The 25,802-nt window shown below is 52.0% G+C and carries 25 protein-coding genes; 13 read left to right on the top strand and 12 right to left on the bottom strand.

Going from position 1 to position 25,802, the window contains the following annotated elements:
* The first annotated feature begins 22 nt into the window (after positions 1-22).
* On the top strand, positions 23-745 hold the full coding sequence (locus tag BJP58_RS27295; RefSeq protein ID WP_194545082.1) for a peptidylprolyl isomerase: 723 nt from the start codon (positions 23-25) through the stop codon (positions 743-745).
* A gap of 166 nt (positions 746-911) precedes the next feature.
* Here BJP58_RS27295 and BJP58_RS27290 read toward each other — a convergent pair whose 3' ends face one another.
* Complete coding sequence (locus BJP58_RS27290) at positions 912-3,044, bottom strand: class I SAM-dependent methyltransferase (RefSeq protein WP_194541395.1); 2,133 nt, start codon at positions 3,042-3,044, stop codon at positions 912-914.
* Positions 3,045-3,214: 170 nt separating this feature from the next.
* On the opposite strand from BJP58_RS27290, the gene BJP58_RS27285 reads away from it, so the two are divergent.
* The 3 genes from BJP58_RS27285 (at position 3,215) to BJP58_RS27275 (ending at position 6,319) form a co-directional block, all read left to right on the top strand.
* Entirely contained in the window at positions 3,215-3,934 is a 720-nt protein-coding gene (locus tag BJP58_RS27285) for a 3-ketoacyl-ACP reductase (protein WP_194541394.1), read from the top strand.
* A 246-nt stretch (positions 3,935-4,180) separates the two neighbouring features.
* Positions 4,181-5,104 carry an AEC family transporter gene (locus BJP58_RS27280; protein WP_194541393.1) on the top strand — a complete coding sequence of 308 codons (924 nt, stop codon included), beginning with the start codon at positions 4,181-4,183 and terminating at the stop codon, positions 5,102-5,104.
* 33 nt (positions 5,105-5,137) lie between these two features.
* On the top strand, positions 5,138-6,319 hold the full coding sequence (locus BJP58_RS27275; protein WP_194541392.1) for a MalY/PatB family protein: 1,182 nt from the start codon (positions 5,138-5,140) through the stop codon (positions 6,317-6,319).
* A gap of 119 nt (positions 6,320-6,438) precedes the next feature.
* Here the strand turns inward: BJP58_RS27275 and BJP58_RS27270 are convergent, their stop codons facing one another.
* Complete coding sequence (locus tag BJP58_RS27270; protein ID WP_194541391.1) at positions 6,439-6,966, bottom strand: hypothetical protein; 528 nt, start codon at positions 6,964-6,966, stop codon at positions 6,439-6,441.
* Positions 6,967-7,139: 173 nt separating this feature from the next.
* On the opposite strand from BJP58_RS27270, the gene BJP58_RS27265 reads away from it, so the two are divergent.
* From BJP58_RS27265 to BJP58_RS27250, 4 genes are all read left to right on the top strand, one after another.
* Complete coding sequence (locus BJP58_RS27265; RefSeq protein ID WP_194541390.1) at positions 7,140-7,733, top strand: M15 family metallopeptidase; 594 nt, start codon at positions 7,140-7,142, stop codon at positions 7,731-7,733.
* A 222-nt stretch (positions 7,734-7,955) separates the two neighbouring features.
* The gene (locus BJP58_RS27260) at positions 7,956-8,342 is read left to right on the top strand and encodes a GntR family transcriptional regulator (protein ID WP_071223518.1); all 387 of its coding nucleotides are present in this window, start codon (positions 7,956-7,958) and stop codon (positions 8,340-8,342) included.
* Complete coding sequence (locus tag BJP58_RS27255) at positions 8,332-9,210, top strand: ATP-binding cassette domain-containing protein (protein ID WP_194541389.1); 879 nt, start codon at positions 8,332-8,334, stop codon at positions 9,208-9,210. The genes BJP58_RS27260 and BJP58_RS27255 overlap by 11 nt, the downstream gene beginning before the upstream one ends.
* Positions 9,207-9,932, top strand: a complete 726-nt coding sequence (locus BJP58_RS27250; RefSeq protein WP_194541388.1) for a Tat pathway signal protein — start codon at positions 9,207-9,209, stop codon at positions 9,930-9,932. The genes BJP58_RS27255 and BJP58_RS27250 overlap by 4 nt, the downstream gene beginning before the upstream one ends.
* Before the next feature lie 83 nt (positions 9,933-10,015).
* Here the strand turns inward: BJP58_RS27250 and mmsB are convergent, their stop codons facing one another.
* The 7 genes from mmsB to BJP58_RS27215 form a co-directional block, all read right to left on the bottom strand.
* Complete coding sequence (mmsB, locus tag BJP58_RS27245; protein WP_194541387.1) at positions 10,016-11,182, bottom strand: multiple monosaccharide ABC transporter permease; 1,167 nt, start codon at positions 11,180-11,182, stop codon at positions 10,016-10,018.
* A 1-nt stretch (position 11,183) separates the two neighbouring features.
* A complete protein-coding gene (mmsA, locus tag BJP58_RS27240) occupies positions 11,184-12,716 on the bottom strand; it encodes a multiple monosaccharide ABC transporter ATP-binding protein (RefSeq protein ID WP_194541386.1) in 1,533 nt (510 codons plus the stop codon).
* A gap of 42 nt (positions 12,717-12,758) precedes the next feature.
* Positions 12,759-13,844, bottom strand: a complete 1,086-nt coding sequence (chvE, locus tag BJP58_RS27235; protein ID WP_194541385.1) for a multiple monosaccharide ABC transporter substrate-binding protein — start codon at positions 13,842-13,844, stop codon at positions 12,759-12,761.
* 441 nt (positions 13,845-14,285) lie between these two features.
* Positions 14,286-15,503 (bottom strand): response regulator transcription factor, encoded by a 1,218-nt coding sequence (locus BJP58_RS27230; protein ID WP_194541384.1) that lies wholly within the window; start codon positions 15,501-15,503, stop codon positions 14,286-14,288.
* Positions 15,500-17,443 carry a cache domain-containing sensor histidine kinase gene (locus BJP58_RS27225; RefSeq protein ID WP_442953942.1) on the bottom strand — a complete coding sequence of 648 codons (1,944 nt, stop codon included), beginning with the start codon at positions 17,441-17,443 and terminating at the stop codon, positions 15,500-15,502. Before BJP58_RS27225 ends, BJP58_RS27230 begins: the two co-directional genes overlap by 4 nt.
* Positions 17,424-18,431: a substrate-binding domain-containing protein gene (locus tag BJP58_RS27220; protein WP_194541382.1), complete on the bottom strand. Its 1,008-nt coding sequence runs from the start codon at positions 18,429-18,431 to the stop codon at positions 17,424-17,426. The genes BJP58_RS27225 and BJP58_RS27220 overlap by 20 nt, the downstream gene beginning before the upstream one ends.
* A 225-nt stretch (positions 18,432-18,656) precedes the next feature.
* Complete coding sequence (locus tag BJP58_RS27215; protein ID WP_194541381.1) at positions 18,657-19,256, bottom strand: TetR/AcrR family transcriptional regulator; 600 nt, start codon at positions 19,254-19,256, stop codon at positions 18,657-18,659.
* A gap of 187 nt (positions 19,257-19,443) precedes the next feature.
* Here BJP58_RS27215 and BJP58_RS27210 point away from each other — a divergent pair, with 187 nt between their 5' ends.
* The gene (locus BJP58_RS27210) at positions 19,444-20,154 is read left to right on the top strand and encodes a futalosine hydrolase (RefSeq protein ID WP_194541380.1); all 711 of its coding nucleotides are present in this window, start codon (positions 19,444-19,446) and stop codon (positions 20,152-20,154) included.
* The gene (locus tag BJP58_RS27205) at positions 20,151-21,005 is read left to right on the top strand and encodes a 1,4-dihydroxy-6-naphtoate synthase (protein WP_071223528.1); all 855 of its coding nucleotides are present in this window, start codon (positions 20,151-20,153) and stop codon (positions 21,003-21,005) included. The genes BJP58_RS27210 and BJP58_RS27205 overlap by 4 nt, the downstream gene beginning before the upstream one ends.
* A 146-nt stretch (positions 21,006-21,151) precedes the next feature.
* Here BJP58_RS27205 and BJP58_RS27200 read toward each other — a convergent pair whose 3' ends face one another.
* Both BJP58_RS27200 and BJP58_RS27195 read right to left on the bottom strand, forming a co-directional pair.
* Positions 21,152-21,667 (bottom strand): mismatch-specific DNA-glycosylase, encoded by a 516-nt coding sequence (locus tag BJP58_RS27200; protein ID WP_194541379.1) that lies wholly within the window; start codon positions 21,665-21,667, stop codon positions 21,152-21,154.
* Between the two features lie 43 nt (positions 21,668-21,710).
* A complete protein-coding gene (locus BJP58_RS27195) occupies positions 21,711-22,214 on the bottom strand; it encodes an LURP-one-related family protein (protein ID WP_194541378.1) in 504 nt (167 codons plus the stop codon).
* A 154-nt stretch (positions 22,215-22,368) separates the two neighbouring features.
* On the opposite strand from BJP58_RS27195, the gene BJP58_RS27190 reads away from it, so the two are divergent.
* Together BJP58_RS27190 and BJP58_RS27185 are read left to right on the top strand one after the other, a co-directional pair.
* Entirely contained in the window at positions 22,369-22,887 is a 519-nt protein-coding gene (locus BJP58_RS27190) for an RNA polymerase sigma factor (protein WP_194545081.1), read from the top strand.
* Positions 22,884-23,903 carry a DUF4871 domain-containing protein gene (locus tag BJP58_RS27185; RefSeq protein WP_194541377.1) on the top strand — a complete coding sequence of 340 codons (1,020 nt, stop codon included), beginning with the start codon at positions 22,884-22,886 and terminating at the stop codon, positions 23,901-23,903. The genes BJP58_RS27190 and BJP58_RS27185 overlap by 4 nt, the downstream gene beginning before the upstream one ends.
* 229 nt (positions 23,904-24,132) lie before the next feature.
* Here BJP58_RS27185 and BJP58_RS27180 read toward each other — a convergent pair whose 3' ends face one another.
* Positions 24,133-25,008 (bottom strand): DUF6612 family protein, encoded by an 876-nt coding sequence (locus tag BJP58_RS27180; RefSeq protein WP_194541376.1) that lies wholly within the window; start codon positions 25,006-25,008, stop codon positions 24,133-24,135.
* A gap of 125 nt (positions 25,009-25,133) precedes the next feature.
* On the opposite strand from BJP58_RS27180, the gene BJP58_RS27175 reads away from it, so the two are divergent.
* Positions 25,134-25,694 carry an SLOG family protein gene (locus tag BJP58_RS27175; protein WP_194541375.1) on the top strand — a complete coding sequence of 187 codons (561 nt, stop codon included), beginning with the start codon at positions 25,134-25,136 and terminating at the stop codon, positions 25,692-25,694.
* Positions 25,695-25,802: the final 108 nt, after the last annotated feature.

Here is a 25,802-nt window from a genome sequence, read left to right as displayed (position 1 = left end):
AGGAATACAGGAGGAATCAATGATGTTGAAACGCAGAACACGCTGGATGCCCGCCCTATTCGTCATCCTGGCGCTGCTGCTCGTGATGACGGCATGCGGTCAGAATGACAAGGGAGCCGAAAGCGGCGCGGGCAGCGGAACGGGTTCGACGACCGGGGCAACAGCACCCGAAGCGGAATCGCCGAAGGAAACCGAGGTTAAGCAGAACGTGCCGGACCCGAACGCCAGCCACCCTATCGTTACCATTGAGATGGAGAACGGCAAAACGATAAAGCTTGAGCTTTATCCGGAGGTGGCGCCGAACACGGTGAACAATTTCATCTCCCTGGTGGAGCAAGGATTCTACGATGGGACAGGCTTTCACCGCGTCATCCCCGGCTTCATGATTCAGGGAGGCGACCCTGACGGTAACGGAACGGGGGGACCCGGCTACGCTATTCCCGGCGAATTTACATCCAACGGCTTTCAGAATGACCTGAAGCATACGACAGGCGTATTATCGATGGCCCGGGCGCAGGATCCAAACTCCGCCGGATCGCAATTCTTCATTATGGTTGCGGATGCACCTTCGCTGGATGCTCAGTACGCATCCTTCGGAAAGGTGATCGAAGGAATGGAAACCGCAGAGGAGATCGTGGGCTTGGAGCGGGATCAAATGGACAAACCGCTTGAGGTTCCCGTCATGAAGAAAGTGACGGTTGATACGCTCGGCAAGGATTACCCGGATCCCAAGAAGCAGGAATAGCATCTCTTCAGACTAGCATTGCCTCGCAAGTTCATGGCATTGGCACACATCCCGGATCTCTTGTAAATACAGGCCATACCGGCAGGTTTAACGACACAACAAAACAAGACCCGTACGCTGAAATGAGCGTGCGGGTCTTGTTTTAAGTTACAGCCTGTTGTCTCTTCTAGGAATGGGCCGGCTTCTCGATGACGTACAAGCAAGTGCTGTCAGGCAGCTTCACCGGCTTCCCATCTTCATCCATGAATTCGATTCGATCAGCCAATGCCTCGGCATATCCTTCCTGCAGATAATGCTGCTCCACGCGGATGATCGCCTCAGGACCTAGCGTCCTGCGTATACATTCCGCATACTGCGTAGGCGTAAAGTAGCCAAACTGCTCTTGCACTTCATGAACGTAAGCTTCAGCGCCCCAAGTATAGGTGTACAGGAACTCCATTGCATCGTTTACGGGCATGCGCACTTCCGCCTCGGCCAGCTGCTCGTATGATATGACCCGCCCTTTGAAATCCGAGGCATATCGGATCAGCCATTCCATACCGTCGGCCTCAAGAAAGCGGATCCTTCTCCAGGCATCCTCGGGCTCAGTCATAATCCCGTCACGGATGATGATGCGCCCCCCTGGAGCAAGCACATCATAGGCACTGAGCAAGGCTGCCTCCACGGTCGCCGTATTGAAGCGTGAACCGTCCGTCTCAATGTACGAATACAACTCATGCAAAATCGAGGAGAAGATAACCGTATCCACACTCCCCGGCTCCACGTAATCCCTGAGGTTCAGCGCGTCCCCCTTCATCACTTCCCATGCTTTGTACTCCAAGCGTTTACGTTTCTCCAGCGCTTCAATCACGTTCGAGGAGATGTCGATCCCGACTGGGCGCGCTTGCGGCAGCCGTTCCTCGATCAGATCAAGCAGCACGCCGCCTCCGGGCCCGATATCCAGCACCGCCGTTCCCGTTATATAATCCAGAATCACTTTTTTATAATCTCCCGTGCTGTTCATATCGCTCAAATAACTCTCTTCGTTATGAAATCTATCGTAGGCGTCGCGGCGCAGGCCGAATAGGTCGAACAGGAGCAGGACCGCTTTCTCATAGAGGGGCGATTTCTCCGCTTCGATGCAAAATTCAATTAGTTTCTCCGCTGCTTGCGAGAATTCGAAGGTAAAAAATATCGTATCCGGCAGCTCCGGCTTCCGTTCAATCCGGTGGCTCAGATGCGGGTTGGCCATCACCGACCCATGAAGGCAAGACGTCCAATCCGTTTGGCGCAAATATTGCTCAATCATTCTCTTCTTATATACGTTCAGCTTCTTGACGCCTTTGTAATCGTAATACATATCGTTCATCAGCGGCTCAAAGCTTAAGTGGTTCACCGAATCCGGTAGCAGCCGATCCCCCTGCCCCTCCGCAAGCGGCTGATCCATGTCCCGCTTCTCCGAATGGAGAGCAAGCAGGAGAACCTTCACGAATTCTTCCAACGAGAAATCCTGCAAGGCGGCTTCCACGTACCAGAGCGTCATATCCTGAAATCCATGCAGAACAGCTGGCAGATCACACTGCTCACGAATCCCATGAAGCTGCTTATCGAAGTCTTCTCCGCGGGCAATCGAAACGGATCGAAGACGGCGCAGCCGTTCCTCGTAAGTCCACCGATCCGGTACGGTCCCTTCGGCAAGATTCCGAATAAGCTGAGTTATTTCTTCCTGAACGGAATGCCAGAGCTCCTCCGATACGCCGCCGATGATGCAGTGATTCAAGGGGATTAGCAGCCGGATCAACTCCTCCGCGGTCAGCCGTCCTTCCTCCGTAAGCTTATGCAGCGGCAGATTCTCCTCAAAAGCGACTTCCCCGCGAATGTGTTGCCCGAGCAGTCCATGGGTAAGTATGAGTGTATGGACCATCTCCTCATGCGGAGACATGGTTCCGTTGCCGTCCCGGATATATCTCTCGTATAACTGGGCAGACCCGATATTATGAAGGAACAAGTTCATACCCGACTGCTGCCAGCGAAGGCGATCTCGCATCGTTCCGCCCTTGGCCGTTTCCGCCCACACCAGTACTTCTTCCAGCAGTTCTTTGATCCAATAGGAAACAGGCAGCGAATCCAGTATCTTCAATGTACGTTCTACATAATCGAGCACGGGGTTGGCATGTGCCAATTGGCCAATGGACGTAATCCGTTCCAGATTCACGATTCGTTCTTCGGCTGATACCAGTTTCATTAACCATGGATACCTCTTGGCAGCCGCTTCATCCCCCTGCCGAAAAGCGGTTATGATATCCAGCGCGTGCAGCATAGATTGTTCCTCCACTTCCTGAAATAATAATGAACACGTTACGTTTTTTCGCTGCTACGATTATAACAAATTCCTGTCGATGGAATGCAAGCATTTGGTAGTAGCCGATGCTACAGGGTATACTGGTCAACGAAACCATATTTTTTATTGATGTGAAGGAGTGAGTGTACATGAGCCTGAAAAATAAAACAGCCCTCATCACGGGTGCAGGCAAAGGGATTGGACGCGCTCTGGCGATTGCTCTTGCCAAGGAAGGCGTGCACGTTGGGCTTGTCGCCCGTACGGCAGCTGATCTGGAGCCGCTGAGCGCCCTGGTTGCTGAACAATATGGTGCCAGAGCCGTGGCTGCAGTTGCCGACGTTTCCGTGCAGAGCGAGGCAGAGGCTGCGTTTGCAGCGGTAAACATGGAGCTCGGATCGGTAGACATTCTGATTAACAATGCGGGCATTGCCCAGTTCGGCAATCTGCTGGAAATGGAACCTGAAGCCTGGAAACGTATCGTTGACGTAAATCTGATGGGGACTTACTACATGACGCGCGCAGCGCTGCCCGGCATGATTGAGCATAACATGGGCGATATCATCAACATCTCGTCTACGGCCGGAGAGCGCGGATTCGCCACAGGCTCTGCCTATAACGCTTCTAAATTTGCCGTTATGGGACTGACCGAAGCCGTGCTCCAGGAGGTCCGCAAACACAACATTCGGGTGACCGCACTGACCCCAAGCACCGTGAACACGGATCTTGCCGTCAATGCCGGCCTGAAGATCGGGGACGAGGACCGGATGATGCAGCCGGAAGACGTAGCTGAGCTTGTGCTCGCTGCACTGAAGCTGCCGCAGCGGGTATTTGTCAAATCCGCCGGGATTTGGACAACCAACCCGCAATAATGGCGCGTCGACAGACGCACCTATTGCTACAGCCATTCAAGGGTGTTCCCTGGTCATCGGCCAAGGGAGCACCTTTTTGCGTACAGCCTGGATATAAAGCGACCGTAACGCGGACAGCAACAATTGTTCTTTTTTCCATACGGAATCAAGTGTCAACAATCCGTTGTCATGATATAATGACATGGCGTCATACGACAGCCAGATAGTTACCTTAAGCTACACTCATGGAAAGAAGATGACAACAGCATGATCGCTGACATTTTACTAGAAGTGGTACTTCCCATCTTTGTCCTGATAGGTTTTGGCATCATTATGCAATATGCCTTCAAACTCGATTTGTACACACTCGCCAAAATCAACTTTTACTACATTACGCCTGCAGCGGTATTTATGAGTATGTACGAATCCAAAATGTCACCGCAGCTCCTGGGCATGGTGGCCTTATTCTATGCGCTCTATATCGGCGTGCTCTACGTGATCAGCATGCTGGTTGCCAAGCAGCGCAAATTCAATCGGGGGATGAGAGCTGCTTTTACCAACAGCCTTCTGCTCGATAATTCGGGAAACTACGGCCTTCCGATCAATGATCTGGCCTTCAAGGGAGACCCGATGGCCGGCTCGGTACAAGCGCTCATCATGTCTTTTCAGAGCCTCCTTACGTTCACGTACGGAGTTATTTCCATTCAGGGAGCCAAGACGGAAGGATTATACAAACAGGCCATCATCGGATTTCTAAAAATGCCCGTTCCTTATGCCCTCGTCATCGGCATTGTGCTGCATGCCCTGGCGTTGCCGCTCCCGGTCTTTATCTCACAGCCGCTGATGTATGCGGACCAATCCATGGTCGCGATCGCCCTGCTGACGCTTGGCGCACAGATCATTAAATATCCGCTCCGCCTGCGCCGGCTCGATGTTTACCTCAGCGTTCTGCTGCGTCTGCTGGTCGCGCCAGCCATCGGCATTCTGATCGTGCTGCTGCTCGGGCTAAAAGGCGTTCCGGCTCAAGCGCTGATCATTGCTTCAGGCATGCCGGTTGGCGTAAATTCATCCATTTTGGCGGAAGAATATCAGAATGAGCCTGATTTTGCTGCACAAACTGTCCTTATATCGACCATACTAAACGTAATTACAATTACCGGCTTAATTACATTAGCCAAATTTGTAGCTTAACGCTAACTCATCTCTGCTAGGAGGAATTTACATATGAATTTTGATCTTGCAATAGACCGAACCTGTACCGACTGTCAGAAGTGGGACAATGTTCCCACCATCTTCGGCGTGCCGGATGCGCTTCCGATGTGGGTGGCTGACATGGACTTTGCCGCTCCTCCCGCCGTTGTAAAGGCGCTCCATCAACGGGTGGAGCATGGTGTATTCGGATATACGTTCCCTTCCGACTCTTACCGTGAAGCGATATGCGACTGGATGGAGAAACGCCACAGCTGGAGTATTCAGCAGGAGTGGATTCAATTCTGTCCGGGTGTCGTTCCGGCACTCAGCCTGATCGTGGATGCGTTCACCGAGCCGGGCGATCAAGTCGTCATCCAGACGCCGGTCTATCCGCCGTTCTATAGCGTCGTTCAAGACCATGGCCGTGAGCTGGTGCATAATCCGCTGCTTCGAAGTGAGGACGGCGATTACTCGATGGATTTCGAAGACTTGGAGAAGAGCTTTTCTACAGGCAAAATCAAAATGCTCATTCTGTGCAGTCCGCACAACCCGGTGGGCCGGGTGTGGAGCAGAACAGAATTAGAGCGACTGGCTTCTCTCTGCCAGCAATACGATGTGCTTGTCGTATCCGATGAAATCCATGCGGATCTGGTGTTTGAATCCGGGGCGCATACGCCATTCGCTGCTCTGTCCGAGGATGCCGCCGAGCGTTCCATCATCTGCACCGCGCCAAGCAAGACATTTAATATCGCCGGTCTGAACACGGCAAACATTATCATTTCGAATGCGCAGCTGCGCAGCAAATTCCGCAAAATTCTGAACCGTTACGCCATCGGCTCCATTACGCCGATGGGCGCCGCTGCCACCGAGGCCGCTTACCGTGAGGGCGAACCTTGGCTGGATGAACTCCTGGTTTATATCCGCGGGAACATGGAGCTGGTTGCGAATTACGCACAGGAGCATCTGCCCGAGCTGAAGGTGGTTATACCGGAGGCTACTTACCTGCTGTGGATTGATTTCCGTGGAATGGGCATGTCCCACGAGGACTTAAATCGCTTCCTGGTTCAAGAGGCGAAGCTTGGATTAAACAGCGGGGCGGCCTTCGGGAAGGAAGGCGAAGGTTTCATGCGCATGAACCTGGCTTGCACGCGCGCCACCGTCCATGAGGCGTTGTCTCGTCTGCATAAGGCTGTCGAGGAATGGTGGAAAGCCTAAGGACATAAACTCAATCGCAAAAGGAGCCGCGCTATACGCGCAGCTCCTTTTTATTGCTTGCAAAATTTCGAACCCTGCCTAAACCTGTTATCCTGTTCCGTCCCTCCGATCGAGCAGTCTCACATCAAACTTCCGTTGTCGTCGGTACCGGAAGTCAGCCCCTCAATCGTTACGGCTCCATTCAGACTGTCGCCGGCCACCTGTCCCCGCTCCATCTGATAACCTGCGTCCAGCATCGAGCCGTCCAGCTGATGAAGCTGCTGGCTGACTTGGTCCATCTGCTGGAACAGCTGACGATGTCGATAAGCTTCGGCGTACCCGCTCTGCTGCGCAGTCTCGTCCATTTGCTCGAATGCCGTTTTGTTCTCGCCCAGCACCTGACGGTACTGCTCCGCTATAGATGTTCGGATATCCTGCACTGCGTTCATCATCCCATGCAAGACCATTCGGCAATTCACCAGCTCCTGCCGGACGGCAGAAGAAGTTTCAGGCGTAACCCCTGCCTGGGCGCTTTGAAGCTCGGCTTGGATATGGCTTAGCTCACTTACGATCATCCCGACTTCGCTCATTCCCCCGTTTTGCGCTGCAGCGGTCAATTGGCCCGATAGCTGGTTGAGTCTCATCGACATATTTTGAATGTTGCTCATTGCAATTCCCCCTTTTCCGGATAGCGTACATGTTTATGAATAGGATGCGATAAACCATGGATTGCTATTCATGTCGATATCTGGTCAGGGGTCCCGTCTGTTGGAATACGGGACGGGATGCCGATATAATAGAGTAAGCCATCATATGAAAGTAGGTAGATTATAGAGTCCTCATGATCAAACGCAAAAAAACGACACTGTTCCTGATTGCTGCCTTATTACTCGCCATATTTTATATGCAGCTGCAAACCTCCATACCGGGATTCATCAACGATCTCGATTTTGATTTTAACAGTAAAGAAACACCTGAAGTCACCCAGCTCCACCCCTATGTATTACAGCAAAAGAATGAGCTTGTCCGCCTCACCAAGAAAAAAGGAATCACGATCATCATAACGGACGGTTACCGCAGCCATGAAGAGCAGACCCGCATCTACAATCAGGGGCGCAGCACCGAGGGCGACATCGTGACGAATGCCAAAGCCGGAGAATCCCTCCACAACTATGGACTTGCGATTGATTTTGCGCTAAGGCTAAAGGATGGAAGCGTCATCTGGGATATGGAATATGACGGGAACGGAAACGGCAAGGCTGACTGGATGGAAGTTGTGGAAATTGCCAAAGATTTAGGCTTCCAGTGGGGCGGCGATTGGGCCAACTTCCCGGATTATCCGCATCTGCAGATCGATTTTGGACTGACGATCCGTGATTTAAAACGGGGAAAGCTCCCTCCCATGGACGCTTCCGAGACTTTGGAAGCAAAGTGAACGGCTAAGCAGCGCATGTCCCTCAAACCTTACGCATCACCTTTTAGATTAATGCCGACCAGATCGTTCTGGTCGGCATTTTTGACGTTGTTCTCTACCAAAACTTTTGATGATTCGTGATATCCAACCAAATGCTTGACATTCGATTCACCTTTTGGTTATATAGTCATATATATGAGTATATAACCTTAACAGGACATGAAGGCAAGGCGGTGATTCTTATTGAGCGGTACCGTACACCCAGATAATAAGCCCCTGTTCATCCAGATCAAGGAGAAGATCGAGGACCAGATCGTGAATGATCTACTGCTTGAAGGTGAACAGGTTCCTTCCACGACGCAGCTCTCCCAATTTTACAAAATCAATCACATCACGGTATTAAAGGGCATCAACCTGCTGGTTGATTCCGGACTCATCTATAAAAAGCGAGGTGTCGGCATGTTTGTTGCAGAGGGGGCCAAGGAAATGCTGCTCCAGACCCGAAAGAGTGCATTTGCGGAACATTATGTGGTGCCTATGGTACAGGAAGCAGACAAACTCGGCTTATCCACGGATGAGCTTTTTCAAATCATAACCCAGTTAAAAGGAAGTGACGTCCATGAATCTTGATATTCAGTTTGATCGCCTATCGGTGGTATATGGTGACCTCGAAGCCGTCCGCAATGTTTCGTTTCATCTCCCGGCCGGCAAAATTTATGGTCTCTTGGGGCGGAACGGAGCAGGCAAAACCTCGCTTCTGTCTGTTCTTGCTTCATTTCGTGAACCCTCATCGGGATCGGTTACGGTCGGCGGTGAGCAGCCGTTTGAAAATGCAAAAATCATGAAGGAGGTCTCCTTCATCTACGATATCGACTATAAAGACGAGACCGACAAGGTCAAGGCAGCGATTGAATCGGTAGCCAGACACCGGCCCCATTTCGATACCGGATATGCCCTTGAGCTTGCACGCAAATTCAATTTGCCCTTGGATAAACAGCTGAAGCAGCTTTCCAAAGGGATGCAATCCGCTTTTAACGTATGCATCGGCCTTGCCAGCCGCTCGCCGGTGACCATATTGGATGAGGTTTATCTCGGCATGGATGCGCCGTCACGCGAAATTTTTTACCGGGAGCTGCTGGAAGACCAGGAGCGCCATCCCCGTACATTCATTCTCTCCACCCACCTGGTTTCGGAGATGGATTATCTGTTCGAAGAAGTCATTATCATTCACAAAGGCCAGTTCGTGCTGCAAGACGATTATGAAAGCCTCACATCCCAAGGCGTTTCCATTACGGGCCCGGCGGCAAAGGTAGATGAATATATCCAGGGTATGAAGGTGCTGAACGTGCAGCAGCTCGGTTCTACCAAAGCCGTCATGGTCTATGGAGAATTAAGCGATGAAGCCCAGCTGGCCGCACATCGGGCGGGACTTGAGATCGGGCCGATCTCACTCCAGGACTTGTTTATCCATCTGACGGGGGAGGAATATTCCGCATGAAAAAAACGTCATCTGCCGTAACCAGAGTTTCGACGGACATGTTTATTCAGCAAGGCAGCTGGTCCTTGGGTTTTCTATTTGTTGTGCTGCTGATCTATATTGGAGTCGGCATCGGTACCAGCATGGGTGTCAATGTTCGCGAAGGAATCGCAGAGGAGGACTTCTTCTCTATCACTTACCGTTCAACCAAAGGATTTATGCTCGTCATCGGCATCATTTCTGCTTACGGCTTTCTGAGCTATTATGTAAGAAACGGGATTACGCGCAGGGATTTCTTTAAAGGAGCCGCATTGGCGGCCGTCTATCTATCATTGGCCTTTCCAGTCGTGGTGGGTCTGGTCAATTGGATCATCGGAATGGTTACCTCCCATGATGTCAGCAGCACCTTGCTGCAGAAGCTCGATAACAACTGGCTGCTGATACTTGTCTCCTATGGCGTCCAAATTTTTATCTACTATCTGATGGGATGGATGATTGGATCCGGATTTTACCGGTTTGGCTGGATTCGCGGCTTGGGGTGGATCGCCTTAGCCCTCGTGTTGATCGCCTTCATGGATGCATTATGGCAATTCGAGCTGGCTTCCATATGGGAACAGTGGCTGCCGGTCACGACTGACTTTTCCGTTACGCTGCCGGTCTCTCTTGCAGGCTCCCTGATCGTCATCCTGATTGCGCTTATTCTGATTCGGCTGATCACGCGAAGAGTTACGATCAAAATGTAACATGTACGCCAAAATGGCTGATTCACGGGTAGCAGCATATCTACTCCGGAGTCAGCCATTTATCATTCTTTACATTGCTTGAATTAAGCAGCGCTGCTCTTCTTTTTATTATAAATATCGAAGGCTACCGCCGCGAGAAGAACCAGACCCTTGATGCCTTGCTGCCAATCGATGCCAAGACCTACTAGCGACATCCCGTTATTGAGCACGCCCATGACAAGACCGCCGATGATGGCGCCAAAGACCGTACCGATCCCGCCGGTGGCCGATGCGCCGCCGATGAAACTCGCCGCGATGGCATCCAGTTCAAAGTTCGTGCCGGCTCTTGGCGTCGCCGCGTTCAAGCGGGCGGCAAAGATCAACCCGGAGATCGCTGCCATTACGCCCATATTAACGAATACCCAGAACGTGACCTTCTTGGTTTTCACGCCGGACAGCCCCGCCGCCTTCTCGTTGCCGCCGAGCGCATAAATATGACGGCCCATCACGGTTTTGTTCATCACGAAGGAATAGATGATGATCAGCACCAACAGCAGAATCAGAATGTTCGGGAGGCCGGCATAACTGGCCAGCATGAACGTAAAGGCATTGATCACCGCTGCAATTAGGATAAGCTTCAAGAGGAACAAGCCGTTTGGCAGAACTTCGAAGTTGTATTTTTTATGCGATTTTCGCTCGCGAAGCTCATTGATCAGGAAAATAACCGTAAAGACGATGCCCGCCAGAATGGCGATCAGATTGGTGCCGGTATTGCCGAAGTCCGGGATAAAGCCGGAGCTCAGCTTCTGGAAGCCTCCCGGAAACGGCGCAATGGATTGGCCCTCCAGCACGATCATGGTTAGACCGCGGAACAAGAGCATGCCCGCCAGAGTTACGATAAAGGCCGGTATTTTCACATAAGCTACCCAGAATCCCTGCCAAGCTCCGATCAGACCGCCGACGATCAAGGATACGATGACGGCAATGACGGGATGCAGCTGCATATCGACCATCATGATCGCTGCAACCGCACCGACGAACGCGGCTACCGAACCGACCGACAAATCAATATGACCCGTAATAATGACAAGCACCATGCCGATGGCTAATACGAGGATGTAGCTGTTCTGGAGAATCAGGTTCGTGATGTTGATCGGCTCCAGCAGAAGTCCGCCCGTAATGATCTGGAAAAATATCATAATGACAACAAGGGCGATAATCATCCCGTATTGGCGGATGTTGTTTTTGAACATTTTTTTGAGTGTCTCCATCTTAAGCCCCTCCATTCTTGGTCATGTATCTCATCAAGGTTTCCTGCGAAGCCTGCTCTCTGCTAACTTCTCCGGTCAGCCGTCCCGCGCTCATGACATAAATCCGGTCGCAGATCCCTATAATCTCCGGCAGCTCCGAGGAAATGACAAGCACGCCCTTGCCCTCATCCGCCAGCTGGTTAATGATCGCGTAAATCTCGTATTTGGCCCCAACGTCAATCCCCCGCGTCGGCTCATCCAGGATCAGAATGTCCGGCTCGGCATATATCCATTTACTCAAGACAACCTTCTGCTGGTTCCCCCCGCTGAGGTTTCCCGTCTTCTGGAGAATGTTCGGCGTTTTGATTTTCAGCTTCTTCCGCATATCCTCCGCCACGAGGATTTCTTCCCGTTCATCAATGACCATGTTCTTTGCCAGCTTGGACAGTCCGGTCAGCGAGATGTTACGTTTGATATCGTCCATGAGAATCAACCCGTATTCCTTGCGGTCCTCGGTCACGTAAGCAAAGCCGTTTTCAATCGCCTCGGTAATAGATTGATTCCGGATTTCCTTCCCGTCTTTGCGCAATGTTCCTGTAATATTCCTGCCGTATGCCTTACCGAAAACACTCATCGCAAGCTCGGTCCGGCCGGAACCCATCAGCCCGGCAATGCCCACGATTTCCCCCCGGCGGATATTCATATTAACTTTATCAATTACTTTGCGGCTTGCTTGCTGCTCGTGATACACCGTCCAATCCTTAATCTCCAGAATGACTTCCCCGATTTTTGGTGTCCGCTCCGGATAGCGGTTCGTCAAATCCCGGCCGACCATGCCGCGGATGATCCGGTCCTCGTTCACCTCGCCGCCTCTCATATCGAGCGTTTCGATGGTCTGACCATCGCGCAGAATCGTAATGGAGTCCGATACCTTTGACACCTCGTTCAATTTATGGGAGATCAGGATGCAGGAGATTCCCTGCTTCTTGAATTCCAGCATCAGCTCAAGCAGGTTCTCGCTGTCGTCCTCGTTGAGCGCTGCCGTCGGTTCGTCCAGAATAAGCAGCTTCACCTTCTTCGATAAGGCCTTCGCGATTTCGACCAGCTGCTGCTTGCCGACGCCAATGCTGCCGACCTGCGTGTTTGGGTTTTCGCTGAGTCCCACCTTATCCAGCAGCTCTTTAGCTCCGATCATCGTCTCGTTCCAGTTCATAATGCCCTTCTCTGCGCGCTCGTTCCCCAAGTAAATGTTCTCGGCAATCGACAGATACGGGATCAACGCAAGCTCCTGATGGATGATGACGATGCCCAGGTCTTCACTTTGCTTAATATCTTTAAATTGGCAGACGCTGCCTTTGAACAAAATATCTCCCTCATACGAGCCGTGTGGATACACGCCGCTCAGCACTTTCATCAGCGTGGATTTGCCCGCTCCGTTCTCCCCGCACAGGGAGTGGATTTCGCCTTCGCGAACTTTCAGGTTCACGTTATCCAGCGCCTTCACCCCGGGAAACGCTTTCGTAATATTCCGCATTTCAAGAATGTACTCTGACATCTGGCTTCACCTTCCTATCGTTTCGTGTTCGCTGCCTAAAGGCTATTTCAATCCGATTTCTTCCTTGGAATAATAGCCCGTCTCCACAACCTCTTTCTCCACATTGGAAGCATCAACGGATACGGGAGGGAGCAGATAGGCTGGCACGACCTTGATGCCGTTATCGTACGATTCCGTATCGTTGACCTCGGCCTCTTCTCCCTTCAGCACGCTCTCCGCCATCTTGACCGCTTGCTCGGCGAGCTGGCGCGTGTCCTTGAACACCGTCTGCGTTTGCTCTCCGGCCACGATCGATTTAATGGAAGCTAGCTCGGCATCCTGACCCGTGATGATCGGCAGCGGCTTGGCCGCCGTCCCGTAGCCTACGCCCTTGAGCGAAGAGATAATGCCGATGCTGATCCCGTCGTAGGGCGACAGCACCGCATCCAAATTTTCGCTCGAATAGTTGGCACTGATCAGGTTATCCATCCGCGACTGGGCCAAAGCCCCATCCCAGCGCAGGGTCGCAATCTGGGCCATCGTAGTCTGCTTGCTCCGAACCACAAGCTTGCCTGAATCCATGTAAGGCTTCAGCACGGACATCGCGCCGTCATAGAAGAAGTAAGCATTGTTATCGTCCGGCGATCCGCCGAACAGCTCGATATTGAACGGCCCCTTCCCTTCCTTCAGGCCAAGCTTCTCTTCAATATAAGATGCTTGCTGAACACCGACCTGGAAATTGTCGAAGGTGGCATAATAACTTAAATGCTCGGTATTTCGAATTAACCGGTCATAAGCGATAACCTTAATTCCCTGATCATGGGCCTTCTTGATCACGTCTGTCAGCGTATTGCCGTCAATGGAAGCAATGACGATGACGTCGACCCCTTTCGTAATCATGTTCTCGATTTGGGAAATCTGGTTTTCAATCACGTCCTCGGCGAATTGAAGATCGGTTTTATATCCCTTTTCCTGAAACAGCCGCTCCATGTTCTTTCCGTCAGCCACCCAGCGTTCGGATGATTTCGTTGGCATCGCAAGGCCGACGTATCCCTTCTCAGCATCGCCGGTTTGGCTTTCGGCGAGGTTGCAGGCCGTCAGGGCCAAGAGCAGCACCGCGATCAGCAATCCTGGCAATCCTCTCTTCATCGGTAGTTCCCCTTTCCGAAAAATGGAATCGAGAGCGCTTACAACCGAAGGTTCGAAAAGCCTCTCTGTACTACAAAGGATACCTCCCAACGGGTGGAGGGGTCTTTCCACGAAAACAACCTTTTTTATAATTTTCATACTTTTGTTGTTTGGAATTCGCGCGGGTGTGTACATGGCTGCTTAACGTCCCGGCTCCGTACACAGCATGTCTCAAGCGGTTGCCTGCATAAAAAAAGCCTCTGTTAAGTTGGTTATCCCAACAAAACAGAGGCTATCGCCTTCACTTAAGCCATGATAAGCGCGAAAACCGTGTCATCTCCCCATATCATTAGAAAAGTCTGCGGGCATCAAACTCGCCAGCGGACCATAATTACGATCATATACGGCCTGCCAGAATGGTATAGGTTCCGGATACCAACTTCATGCCCCTAACTCAACCGCTTATTCTTCCTGAACCGTCGCCCCTTTGCGGTACCGGTTCGGCGATACCCCCATCACCTTCTTAAAAGCCGTGCTGAAATAATGCTGGCTGTCATACCCTACCCGCTCCGCGATGTCCAGGATGCTAAGCTCGGTGGAGTTGAGCAGCTGGATTGCTTTCTGAATCCTCGTCTGGGTCATGAGCGTGATAAAAGACGTGCCCAGTTCTTTCTTTAGCGTCCGGCTCAGATAGACGGGCGAAACCTGCAAGGCATGGGCAAAGGATTCCAGCGTCAGCTCCCGAACGGCATACTGCTCCTGGATGAGCTGGCGAGCCCGCCGTACCAGCGGAGAGAGCTGCGCCTCCTTGAACACCCCTTCCCGGCAAGCCTCATAGGCGGCTGCAACCGCGCCGTCCGCTTCTTCCGAAACAGGCTCCAGATGTACATTCACAGCCAGCTTTAAGTACTTCTGGATCAGCTGCTCGGCATCGGCCGCAATGTTCGAATCCGCTACTCCCCAGCAGCAGATGCCGATCCATCCGGTGTGATCCCGGAACAAAACGCAGGGCGCGGGATGAAACAGCTCGGCGATTATATTTTCCATCGCGAACAGATACAGCTGCCGGTCGCTTTCCTTCATCAAAGGCTGCGGAGCCGTCATCTCCGTCCATCTGGCGATGCCGATCCGGGATGGACGGCAAGGCGGCAGTCCCAGGAATTCCAGCTGCTCGAGCGCCTCCTCCTCATCCAGCAGGCCATGTATCCATTCGAGGCAGAACCGTTCCCGCAGCAGCGGAATGTTCTTCTCGATTTGCTCGGACGCCTTCTTAAGATAGTTCTCCTGGATTTGATGGTCGTTCAGCTCATCCCGAACGCTGCCCAGCACCTGGATCAGGTGACCCGCATTCACCGGCTTCAATATATAATCCTTAACCCCGAGCCGGATCGCTTCCTGCGCATAAGCAAATTCGTCATGACCGGTAATAATGACGAACCGGCATTCGGGACGTTCTTCCTTCATCCGCTTCATAAGCCCGATGCCGTCCAGGAACGGCATATTCATATCGACCAGCATAATGTCAATCGGTTGGCTGAGCGCAAGCTCCAGCGCCTCTTCGCCATCCTCCGCTTCGGCAGCCACTTCCATGCCGAGTGCCTCCCAGTCGACCGCATCCCGAATGCCCTCGCGGATAATTGGCTCATCGTCGGCAATCAAGACTTGATACGCTCTCTTCATAACCTGTCTCTCCCATCATGATCGGAGGACGAAGGAACGGCATGCACCAGCGGGTGCGTAATCACTACCGTGGTTCCCTCGTTCTCTGTACTGTCAATCGTGATTCCGTACTCATCGCCGAACGTTAGCTTGATACGTGCCTGCACATTCAGCATGCCGTAGCTTCGGCTTCCGCCCAGCCCTTCTCCCGGGGTCGCCTCCATGGCGGTTACCGGGTCGGCAAGCTGTTTGCGAAGCGCCTCCAGCCGATCAGAAGACATGCCGGCCCCATTATCCTGGACGCTAAGGAGAAGAACGTCTCCGTTCACCTGGGCTTTGATGACAATTCGCCCAGGCCCTCTACGGGCCTTAATGCCATGGTATATCGCGTTTTCCACGATCGGCTGCAGTAAGAGCTTCAGCACGTACAATTTCTCAGCCTCTGGCGAAAGCTCCATCTCAACCTGCAGCCTGTCGCGGTAACGCGTTTTCTGTATTTGCAGGTAACTGCTGATATGCGTCCATTCGTCGGACATGGGAATAATATCATCCCCTTTGCTGAGCCCGATCCGAAACAGCCGCGACAAGGATTCCACCAGATCCGATACATCGTCCGCCCCTTTCTTGCGGGCCATCCAATGAATTGTATCCAGCGTGTTGTACAGAAAATGCGGCTTAATGTGAGCCTGCAGGCTGCGCAGCTCCGCTTCGCGCTTCTGCTTTTCCCGCAGCTCGCTCAGCTTCATCAGCTTTCGAATCTGCAGAAGCATGCGGTTAAAGCTGCGGCCGAGCATACCCACCTCATCCTGCCGGTTTCCCCAGTAACGGGTCGTCAAATCCCCGGATTCGGCTTTTTGCATGAAGGACATGAGCTGCCAGATCGGTCTGGATATCGACTGTGAAAGCGTATAGGATGCCGCAACCCCAAACAAACACACCACAAACAAGAAACAAATCATATAAAAACGAATCTCCCGGACCTCATACACCGTTTCGCTGGTTGGAAATACGCCGATCGTCCGCCAGCCGGTAAATGAGGAGGTGCCGTATATCAATTGCAGACGCTCCCCGTTCACCTCGCGGATCAAGGCGCCGCTGTCCTCTTCCGGAAACCACGAGGGGGGAATGGACGGAATGATGGAATCCTCCGGAGCATAGATACTGGAGCCGCCGGCCTCTGCCACCATCAAATATCCGCTTTTTCCAAGCGTGACATCCCGGACCGCTCTCGCGACTGCCCGCAGCTTCAAATCGATCAATACCGCACCGGTTACTTCCCTCGTATCCGGATCCACAATCGAGCGAACGACCGATACCAGCTCCTCGTTGCCGTAATGAACATGGGTGGTGACATTACGCTCTGCCGGATGGCCAAGCACGGTGAAAATCCCTTCATTTAAAACAGCCTCGCGGTACCATTCTTCCTCCGTCAAACTTGCCGGACTGCGTGCGTACATTTCGTTACTGATATACTCTCCCTCGCGATTGACCAGAAGAATAGAGGCGATTTCCGGGTACAGCGTCGTGAAGCCTTGAAGGTACCGCTTAATCTCATAATTCTCCGTATTGTCCTGCTTGACCGAGGCGGTTCGCGGGCCGGAATCACCCGTATCTTCGGTTCCAACGGCTGGCTTGTCCCCTTGAATTTCCCCATTCAGAAATCGTTCCGTGCGCGGGTCAAATCCGATCAAATACGTAATGTTCTGGAGATTCTCCATATCATTGTCCAGGGTCTGATTGACCTTTCCGATCAATTGAATGGTGTTCGAGGTTACCTGCTGATCCACAATGCGGTTAACCGTCCAATTGACGAGGACACTCAGCGCGATTGAGGGCAGGATGCCAACCATGAGGAACAAAATGACGAGCTTGTATCTCAGCGGCAAATCCCCGAACCGCAGCCACCGCGACATGCCTTCGCGCCAGGATTCCGCTCTGTTTCTATTTTGCATAATAATCATTCACATTCTCTCGGGTCACAATGGAAATCCCGGTGTCCACCCTTGTCGGAAGCGGAGATACGTCATTGCCGAGCGTCGGGGCCGGTACGGTAAGACCATGATGCAGATGAAACAAATACTGCAAGGACCAATAGCCCATATTCCACGTCCCCTGGGCGATCGTTGCCGCGATGGTTCCATCGGAAATCCGGTCCAGCGTTCCTTTATTCGTATCGAATCCGATGATGGTAATTCGGTTTGCTTTATCCGCGCCGATCACGGCATCCGCCACGCCCATTCCGCCGCTGGCCTCCGTTACGAAGATCCCTTTGAGATCCGGGTGCTTATCCAGCATGTCGGCAGCAGCCTCTTTGGCAACGAGGGTATCCCCTTTGCCTTCCCTGATCTCCACCACGGACATGCCGGGATATCGCTGCTCTAAAGTGTCCCTGAAGCCTTCGGAACGGTCATCATGATTCTGCTGCCCGGGCTGGGTAACAATCCCGATCTCCCCTTCCCGGCCGAGAAGCTGCGCCATTTTGTCCGCGGCCGCAACGCCAGCGTTGTAATTGTTGGTTGCCAGGAACGAATAGGCCTTACTGTCAGGCGCATCCGCATCAAACAGCACGACGGGGATCCCGGCATCCACGGCTTTATTAATTGTCGACGTCAGCGCTTTGGAATCGATGGCCGACAGGGCGATACCGGCAGGCTTTTTGGCAATCACTTGTTCCAGAACAGTGATCTGTTCCTCCACGTCGTATTGTGTAGAGCCGCGATAATCGACAGTTACGCCTAGCGCATCCCCTCCATCCTCGAAGCCCTTCAGAATATTTTTCCAGTATTCCATACCGGATTGAAAAGTCACCATAACATAATTCTCACCCATGCTGCCGTGCAGGCCGCCCTCCTCCCAAGCGGAAGAACGCTTGTCCTCCAGCCTGTACATGAAGACATAGGTGAAAAAAGCCAATAGAAGCGCACCGTACACCAGCATCATCTTCTTCATGAATAAGTCCCCCGATCCTTGATCCTTCGTTCGCCATCTTCAGTTGCAATCGGTTACATAACGTATAATGAATATACTGCAATTCTTTGAAAAAGATCAAACCCTTGCTAAAATTTGGCTATGGCCGGCAGCAAAAAACAGACCGTCCACAGTTAAACCTAACCATGTTGCAGCCTGTTTCTGATATGTTAATTATCTTATTTTTGTACATTGAATTTCATTGCCTTATGTAGCCCGCTTAGCTGGATAAATGCTGATACCGTGCATAAATAAACTCACCACGTGACGCGCAAGATCCTCAGGAGTCCGCTTGCCTGTCAGAAGCTGCTGCGAGGTCAGTCTTTCAATGACACCGACCAAGCACTCCGCAACGATATGCATATCGGATTCACCGTCAAAATACCCGTCCCGCTGCTCAGCTTTCAGATTTTGCTCAATCATGGCTGCCATTTCCGACTTTACGATCACCGCGTCATCCCCAATAAAAAAACCGATTTGCGTCAGATCCGGGTCTTTGCCAAGAAACGCGAACAACCCTGTCAGTACGCTCTGCAAACGGCCGGTCACATGATTCTCATCGATTCCACTTTCCAATCTGCTGCCCTCGAGCAGGATCTTGAGCTCAGCTCGAAATTTCTCCACCAGCTCCTTGAACACGGCTTCTTTGCTCTCAAAATACAAATAGAATGACGGCTGCGTCAATCCAGCCCGAGAAACGATGGTGCTGATCTTGGTCTGATGGTATCCTGACTTTGCAAATTCATTAGCAGCGACAATCAGTAGTCTAGCCCGGCTTTCTTGTCCGTTCGCACCCTTCTTACGCAAAGCTATCCAACCTCCGAATCTACTCATGATGTATGTAAGTTACCGTCCATTATACTCTATATCGGAAAGTTGCTGCTACAGATAAAGTCCAGTCTTAACATGCACGAGACTTTACATCGCCACAAGAACGTTATAACGTAAAAGGATAACGATGTTTATCGTTACAGCTAAGAAGGAGATAAATAACATGCAGAAACATACCCCATCCAACTCGGTGGATATAACCGAGTCACATAACTCGCAAGACCCGTCATCCACACGCGTACTTATTGTCACGGCGGTCGATGCTGAAAAAGAAGCCGTGCAGCGCGGGCTTAACCATGCTCACGGATTTGATGTCATCGCGGGTGGAGTCGGCCCAGCGGCAACCGCTGCTGCGACTGCCCGCAAGTTGGTTCAAGGCACCTATGATTGGGTTATCAGCGCAGGTATCGCTGGAGGATTTGCCGGTCAGGCTGAGGTTAGTTCCATCGTTATTGCGGACACCATCATTGCCGCTGATCTCGGTTCCGAAACTGAAGACGGCTTCAGCAGCGTCCAGGAGCTCGGCTTCGGAACGGATCGGGTGCAGGCACATCCGGATTCCGCCCGCAAACTCGCGGAGGCCTTACAACATGCTGGCGTTCCCGTAACCCTCGGGCCCGTTCTGACGGTCTCCACTACGACGGGAACAGCCGCAACGGCCGCACGTCTCCTCCACCGGGTACCGGACGCCGCAGCCGAGGCGATGGAGGGCTTCGGCGTGGCCACCGCTGCCGCTGCAGTCGGTGTGCCCGTGCTCGAAATCCGGTCCATTTCCAATCAGGTCGGTCCGCGGGACCGCAGTGCATGGAAGATCAAGGAGGCGCTGCAGGCGCTTGAGACCGCAAGTTCATTACTACCGGAGGTGTTACGATGAAAATCGCTTTTTCCCCTTGCCCCAACGACACATTTGTATTTCATGCCTGGGTTCACGGACGGATTCCAGGCGCCCCCAAGCTGGATGTATCCTATGCGGATATCGATATCACCAATCACTGGGCAGCCGAAGATCGAGAACATGATATCTTAAAAATATCCTATGCCGCGCTCCCCTGGGTGCTGGATGAATATGCCCTTCTGCCCTGCGGAGGAGCACTTGGCCGCGGATGCGGGCCGCTCGTTCTGACAGCGGACAAGCTGACGGATGGTAAAACCCCTGACAGCCCTGCGGATTTGTCCGGCCGGCGGGTAGCCGTTCCAAGCGAGCGCTCCACGGCTTATCTGTTGTTCCGTCTGTGGGCCGCACAGAACGTACCCGGAGGGCTTGGCGAAATCGTGGTGATGCCGTTCGATCAGATTATGCCGGCTGTCCGGGATGGAGCGATTGATGCCGGGCTTGTCATTCACGAAGCACGGTTCACCTACTCGTCTTATGGATTGAAGATGATGACGGATCTGGGCAGCTGGTGGGAGTCCGATACCAATCTGCCTATTCCTCTGGGAGCCATTGTGGCCCGCAGGTCGCTGGATCTGGCAAGCATCTCGAACTGGATCCGCTCCTCTGTCGAATACGCCTGGCAACATCCCGAGGACTCTCGGGCCTATGTCCTCCATCACGCTCAGGAAATGGACCCGGATGTCGCCGATGCTCACATCGACCTGTACGTCAATCCATTTACCGCGGAGCTGGGCGAGGATGGTTATGCCGCGATTTCAGCCCTGCTGAACCGCGCAGCCGATGAAGGGCTTGTGCCAAGGATTGATCCTGCGCTGCTGAAGCGTCCGTAATATGGCAGCCTAAACGCCTTCACTTCACTGAAAGCTTATATTTTCTATATCCATAAGAGGAGCACCAAGAACCCAGCAACCGGGTCTCCTGGACGCTCCTCTTTTTCATTGTCCACCCATGAATGGTTCTTGTCGTACACTCCTGTTCAGTACTCATTCCTCGATATAAAATCATGCAATCGCCGATAAATTCCGATAATCTCATCCATGGGCATTCTCACCAGTCCGCTGGAAGAAGGAGCTACAAACTCACGCACGCCGTCAATGACGGAGTCCGGCTGAATTCCCCAATCCGCCTTGGCTTTGCCGCTAAATTCGGTATACACGCCCTTGCCGACAAAGCAGGCAACCTCCGGTCTGTACTTGGCCAGCTTCTCGCGCAGCGTCTCTCTACCGAGCCTGTACTCTTCGCGGGTTATGTCTTCGGCCCCCCTTGTGGGCCTGGCTACAATATTGGTAAATCCGTACCCTAGCTTAAGCAATTCCCCATCCTCAGCGGCTTCATATAAGCGCGGGGTCAAACCGGATTTATGCAGAATCCTCCAAAAATTGTTGCGAGGGTTCGCATAATGATGACCGACCTCCCCGGATCGCAAACTCGGATTAAAACCGATAAATACAAGAGTCAATCCATAATCCAGATGATCGCTGACTTCATCCATTTTGCTTCCTCCTCTCATCATCTAAATCTGGGTTCCCTTGAGCTTAATGAGAGCTCGATGCGGCAGCGCTGTTGTTGCGTTTGCGTATCTGGTGAATGCCCATCACGACGGCAACAAGCTCCCAGTCACCAAGAACGTCGCTCTCATTCTGAAGCTGATAGGCTCCGGCTTGAAGCCAGCCGCTAATGCGGGAAAAAGAGGCGATGCCCCCTCCGGCATCATCCGTTATTTCATACTCATTGGAAAAAGCAGGCGAAGTGATCTCGTATACGCCCCGCGATCCCGCATCGTATTCGAATTTTTTCGTAAAAAAACTCATCCGCATGCGCAGCAGGCCCAGTTCTTCCCCATTGCCGCCAGTAATATTCCATTTGTTCGAGAAGAATCGAAACGACCCGCTGCATACCGGATCTCCCGAAGCGTTATATACGTCCAGCGAGGAGCCGAAAGCGCTCTTCAAATCCAGACTTCCTATGACACTGCCTTCCCTATCCATAATATCTGTTATACCCGAGCTAAAAAAGTTATCCTTAAAATATAAATGCATAGGACTTCTCCCCTTCCTCGATTCCTGCATACCTGTTATTCATACAACGATTTGCAGATTAAATTGTTTCAATTTTTTTGCGGGAAATTCGGGAACCGATCCGTCATTTGATTGTCTAATAGTCGAGGTGATGTTATTGGAGTACCTTAAATCGATGGTAGCCGTGAATGATGCGAGCACCGTGCTGAGTGACTGGATGGAGTCCTTCGGCCAGGACGTATGGAACTATGCATTCTTCCTAACGAAACGCAAAGATGCGGCTGACGATATCAGTCAGGACGTGTTTTTGAGAGCATTTAAGCACTGGAATGATTTTCAGGGCCGAAGCTCTGTCAAAACATGGCTGTTAACCATCACCCGCAATCTTTCCCTGAACTATCTCAAGTCTTCCTATATGACAAGGGTATCATTAACCGGCTGGATCACTTCCAAGCAGACCAAACCCTCCGCTGAAAAAGAGTTTATGGATGCCGCTGCCGTCTCGCAGATTTGGAAGTATGTGTTGGAGCTGCCGCCCAAATACCGGGAGGTGCTGATTCTTGAATCCCATTACCAGCTGCCGCGAAAAGAAATAGCGGAACTGCTCGGCATATCCGAAGGAACAATCAAATCCAGACTGCACCGGGCTCGAGCCCGAATGGAAATGATGTTGAAAGGAGAGGATGTCCAGTGAAGACCGAACAAGAGCTGCAGCCCGATTGGATTCAGGAACTCGCTTCTTCTCCATTTAACGAGCCGATGTTCACCGAAGAGATGAGATCCAGTGTATTAAACAACGCTGCTAATGGCTCTGTAAGAATGGGCAGAAAAAAACGGAGGTCTCCAACACGTCTGCGTATTATGACCGCAAGTGTGTTCATGCTTCTTCTAATCGTGGCGGCATGGGGATGGCGTGAATCACCCGTGATTCAACAGCTGATCCCGATCAAGGGTTGGGGGAATGCTGCCGATTGGGCTCCCCGCAGCGTGTACACGGAGGATGGCGTAGATAAACTTCAGGCATTTCCGGGCGGGGATAATGTCGCGGGCTCTCCAGCCGGTGCCTGGTGGAATCTTCTAACCCCCATTCAAGATCTTGAAGGGAAAACGATCCGCATATCCGCCGTACACCGGGATACGGGCATTACCCTTGAAGAGCTAGCTGAGACGAAGATTACTTCCGATATGGCATACAATGACTTTACGCGAGTATCTTCCCGTTTTGCCCTGCCGCTCTCCGGTTTATGGCGTTTCGACGTAATGGTGGATCAGGAGAAGTACGGCGATATCGTGGTCGATGTGCCGGACAGCAGCTGGGAGCCGAGCCCGAGTTTCGTTTCGGCTGCTTCTGAAGACCCGGTGGAGGCGATGCTTTCCTCAAAATATCCTCCGACTGAAATGACGGGCATCGAAGGGCGTCTCGGCTTTATTGATCCGGGCTTTATCGCTGGCCAACCCAACAAATACATGTGGCACTTCTGGGGGCGTGAAGAGGAATTGAAGGGGGAGCTTCTCATCGCCGCCGTGAAAAAAGACACGACCGAGATCATTGATGTATTTAAAACTCGTATCAATCCTTATCCTCATAACGGCGCCGATGCAGCAATACCTACCTCCATGTCGCTGCCTTCGCCAGGACTATGGCGCATTATGGTCTCCATTAACGGTCAACTGTTCGACAGCGTCATTGTGGAGGTCGATAAACCATAAATAGCGATGTCCCAAAATATATGAGCTACTGATCATGAATTCAAACACGACTCATGCCACTCCTCGTTCTCTATTTGAGGCAAACGCTGCCTTGACCAAACCCTTGAAATGAGACCTTTGGATAAAAACAAAGCTGCCCCGGTCTGTAGTCATCTACAGAATCGGGGCAGCCTTACTCATGAGGAATATCGTCATTTCATATTCCTCTCATATCATCTGCCAAACAGCATTATTTCGCGTTCAATGCTTCCTTCGGCACTTCGATTTTGCTGATTTCGTTATGCTTCGAGTAGGTGCTCTTCATTTTCATATCCAAGGATACCTTCTGACCTTCGGCTTCCATTGCCATCACCATGTCCAAATCGGTTGTTGCAGGCAGGTAAGATTCCTTCTGTACGCCATAAATAATATGGATGCTCTTGATATCCATTTGATCCATCATGGCTTCCATCTGCGGATCGTTGCCCGCTTGGCTCATCATGGACTTGGCAAGCTCCTTCAGATTGTCGCCGGAGACATCCGCCGTCAGGACGTATGTGTCTCCATCCTCCGTTACTTTGAAGTCCTTAGCAAGGGTCTTGAACTGCTCTACCTGCTGCTCCGGACTCGCACTGCTTGGATCCAGGCTATCGCGGATCTCCTGCTCCGATTCCTTCGGAACCTGCATCCATTGACCATCCATGAGCATGTAAATACCGTCTTCCGTTATATACTGCTTCATCTCGACCTTGCCTTCCGGAGAATCCATCACGACGTTCTGCATCATCTCCACCGGCTCGAGCGTAAGTTCCGAGTCAAGTGACATATTAACATCCTGCTCCTGCTTCTCTTCGCCTTCAACCACGATATGCTGTTTAACATCGGCTTTCATCGCAAAGCTCTTCAAATTCTGGGAAGCTTCGGCCGATTTCTGGAGAAGCTCGTCAGCAGTCGGAAGAGCATCCTCCTTCGGTTCTTCTTTAGCTGGCGTCTCTGTCGAAGGAGTCGTCCCTTGTTCTGTTGCTGGCGGTGTTGCGGCGTCGTCTGCTGCTTTGTTGTCCTTGCCGCATGCCGTCATACTCATAACCAAAATTGCCCCTAGTAATGCTGCTGTCCACTTCTTCAATCGAATGTCCTCCTAAAATATGTATTCCGAGTTACTTCCCCATTCTATACGATTTGTAACATCGATTGATCAAAATTTCCGAAAAAGGTACACTAGACCTATTCTTTGTCAGGGAGCGTGCTCGATTGGAAAACATTCTGATTACCGGATATCGGGCCCACGAGCTCGGTATTTACAATAACAAACACCAAGGCATACCTTATATACGTAAGGCGATTGCCAATCGCCTGGTTCCACTGCTTGAGGAAGGCCTCCAGTGGGTCATCACGCCAGGACAATATGGCGTGGACCTATGGGCCATCGAAGCGGCTATCGAACTAAAGTCCCAATACCCCAACCTGAAATGCTCCATTCTGACGGCCTACCAGAATCCCGAGGAGCAATGGAACGACGATAAAAAAGCTTATTTTCAGGAAGTGATGAAGGGGGTAGACTTCTATGCACCCGTCAGCAAGGGCCCTTATCAGGGGCCGTGGCAGTTTACGGCCAGGGATGATCTGCTTCTCCGCAAGACCGATGGTATTCTGCTCGTGTATGACGAAGATAACGGCGAAGCCAGCCCCAAGTTCATCAAAGAGCGTGCCCTGAAGAAGCAGGCAGCCGACGGCTACCGCTTTATCAGCATCGGATCGGAGGAGATACAGGCTGTTGCAGACGAAGAGAGCATGTCGCAGGATTTTTACTAGGCTCGATATTCCCCGGTTACCACTTCGATCCGCCAGAGGAGCTGTTATGTTCCCAACTGGATCGCTCGAGGAATTCCGGCTGGCGATCCCCCCGGCTAGATCAAGGCT

The organism is Paenibacillus sp. JZ16, assembly GCF_015326965.1.
GTDB lineage: Bacteria > Bacillota > Bacilli > Paenibacillales > Paenibacillaceae > Paenibacillus_AQ.
Note: the sequence above shows the minus strand (reverse complement) of the source record. Positions and strands in the feature narration are given on the sequence as shown.

Excerpts from the sequence above, each read along its gene's own strand:
- BJP58_RS27290 (WP_194541395.1), bottom strand. The coding sequence starts at position 3,044 with ATGCTGCACGCGCTGGATATCATAACCGCTTTTCGGCAGGGGGATGAA.
- BJP58_RS27250 (WP_194541388.1), top strand. The coding sequence starts at position 9,207 with ATGAAAAAAACGTCATCTGCCGTAACCAGAGTTTCGACGGACATGTTT.
- mmsB (WP_194541387.1), bottom strand. The coding sequence starts at position 11,182 with ATGGAGACACTCAAAAAAATGTTCAAAAACAACATCCGCCAATACGGG.
- chvE (WP_194541385.1), bottom strand. The coding sequence starts at position 13,844 with ATGAAGAGAGGATTGCCAGGATTGCTGATCGCGGTGCTGCTCTTGGCC.
- mmsA (WP_194541386.1), bottom strand. The coding sequence starts at position 12,716 with ATGTCAGAGTACATTCTTGAAATGCGGAATATTACGAAAGCGTTTCCC.
- BJP58_RS27230 (WP_194541384.1), bottom strand. The coding sequence starts at position 15,503 with ATGAAGAGAGCGTATCAAGTCTTGATTGCCGACGATGAGCCAATTATC.
- BJP58_RS27285 (WP_194541394.1), top strand. The coding sequence starts at position 3,215 with ATGAGCCTGAAAAATAAAACAGCCCTCATCACGGGTGCAGGCAAAGGG.
- BJP58_RS27270 (WP_194541391.1), bottom strand. The coding sequence starts at position 6,966 with ATGAGCAACATTCAAAATATGTCGATGAGACTCAACCAGCTATCGGGC.
- BJP58_RS27265 (WP_194541390.1), top strand. The coding sequence starts at position 7,140 with ATGATCAAACGCAAAAAAACGACACTGTTCCTGATTGCTGCCTTATTA.
- BJP58_RS27275 (WP_194541392.1), top strand. The coding sequence starts at position 5,138 with ATGAATTTTGATCTTGCAATAGACCGAACCTGTACCGACTGTCAGAAG.
- BJP58_RS27195 (WP_194541378.1), bottom strand. The coding sequence starts at position 22,214 with ATGCATTTATATTTTAAGGATAACTTTTTTAGCTCGGGTATAACAGAT.
- BJP58_RS27255 (WP_194541389.1), top strand. The coding sequence starts at position 8,332 with ATGAATCTTGATATTCAGTTTGATCGCCTATCGGTGGTATATGGTGAC.
- BJP58_RS27210 (WP_194541380.1), top strand. The coding sequence starts at position 19,444 with ATGCAGAAACATACCCCATCCAACTCGGTGGATATAACCGAGTCACAT.
- BJP58_RS27200 (WP_194541379.1), bottom strand. The coding sequence starts at position 21,667 with ATGGATGAAGTCAGCGATCATCTGGATTATGGATTGACTCTTGTATTT.
- BJP58_RS27280 (WP_194541393.1), top strand. The coding sequence starts at position 4,181 with ATGATCGCTGACATTTTACTAGAAGTGGTACTTCCCATCTTTGTCCTG.
- BJP58_RS27205 (WP_071223528.1), top strand. The coding sequence starts at position 20,151 with ATGAAAATCGCTTTTTCCCCTTGCCCCAACGACACATTTGTATTTCAT.
- BJP58_RS27190 (WP_194545081.1), top strand. The coding sequence starts at position 22,369 with ATGGTAGCCGTGAATGATGCGAGCACCGTGCTGAGTGACTGGATGGAG.
- BJP58_RS27225 (WP_442953942.1), bottom strand. The coding sequence starts at position 17,443 with ATGATTATTATGCAAAATAGAAACAGAGCGGAATCCTGGCGCGAAGGC.
- BJP58_RS27220 (WP_194541382.1), bottom strand. The coding sequence starts at position 18,431 with ATGAAGAAGATGATGCTGGTGTACGGTGCGCTTCTATTGGCTTTTTTC.
- BJP58_RS27295 (WP_194545082.1), top strand. The coding sequence starts at position 23 with ATGTTGAAACGCAGAACACGCTGGATGCCCGCCCTATTCGTCATCCTG.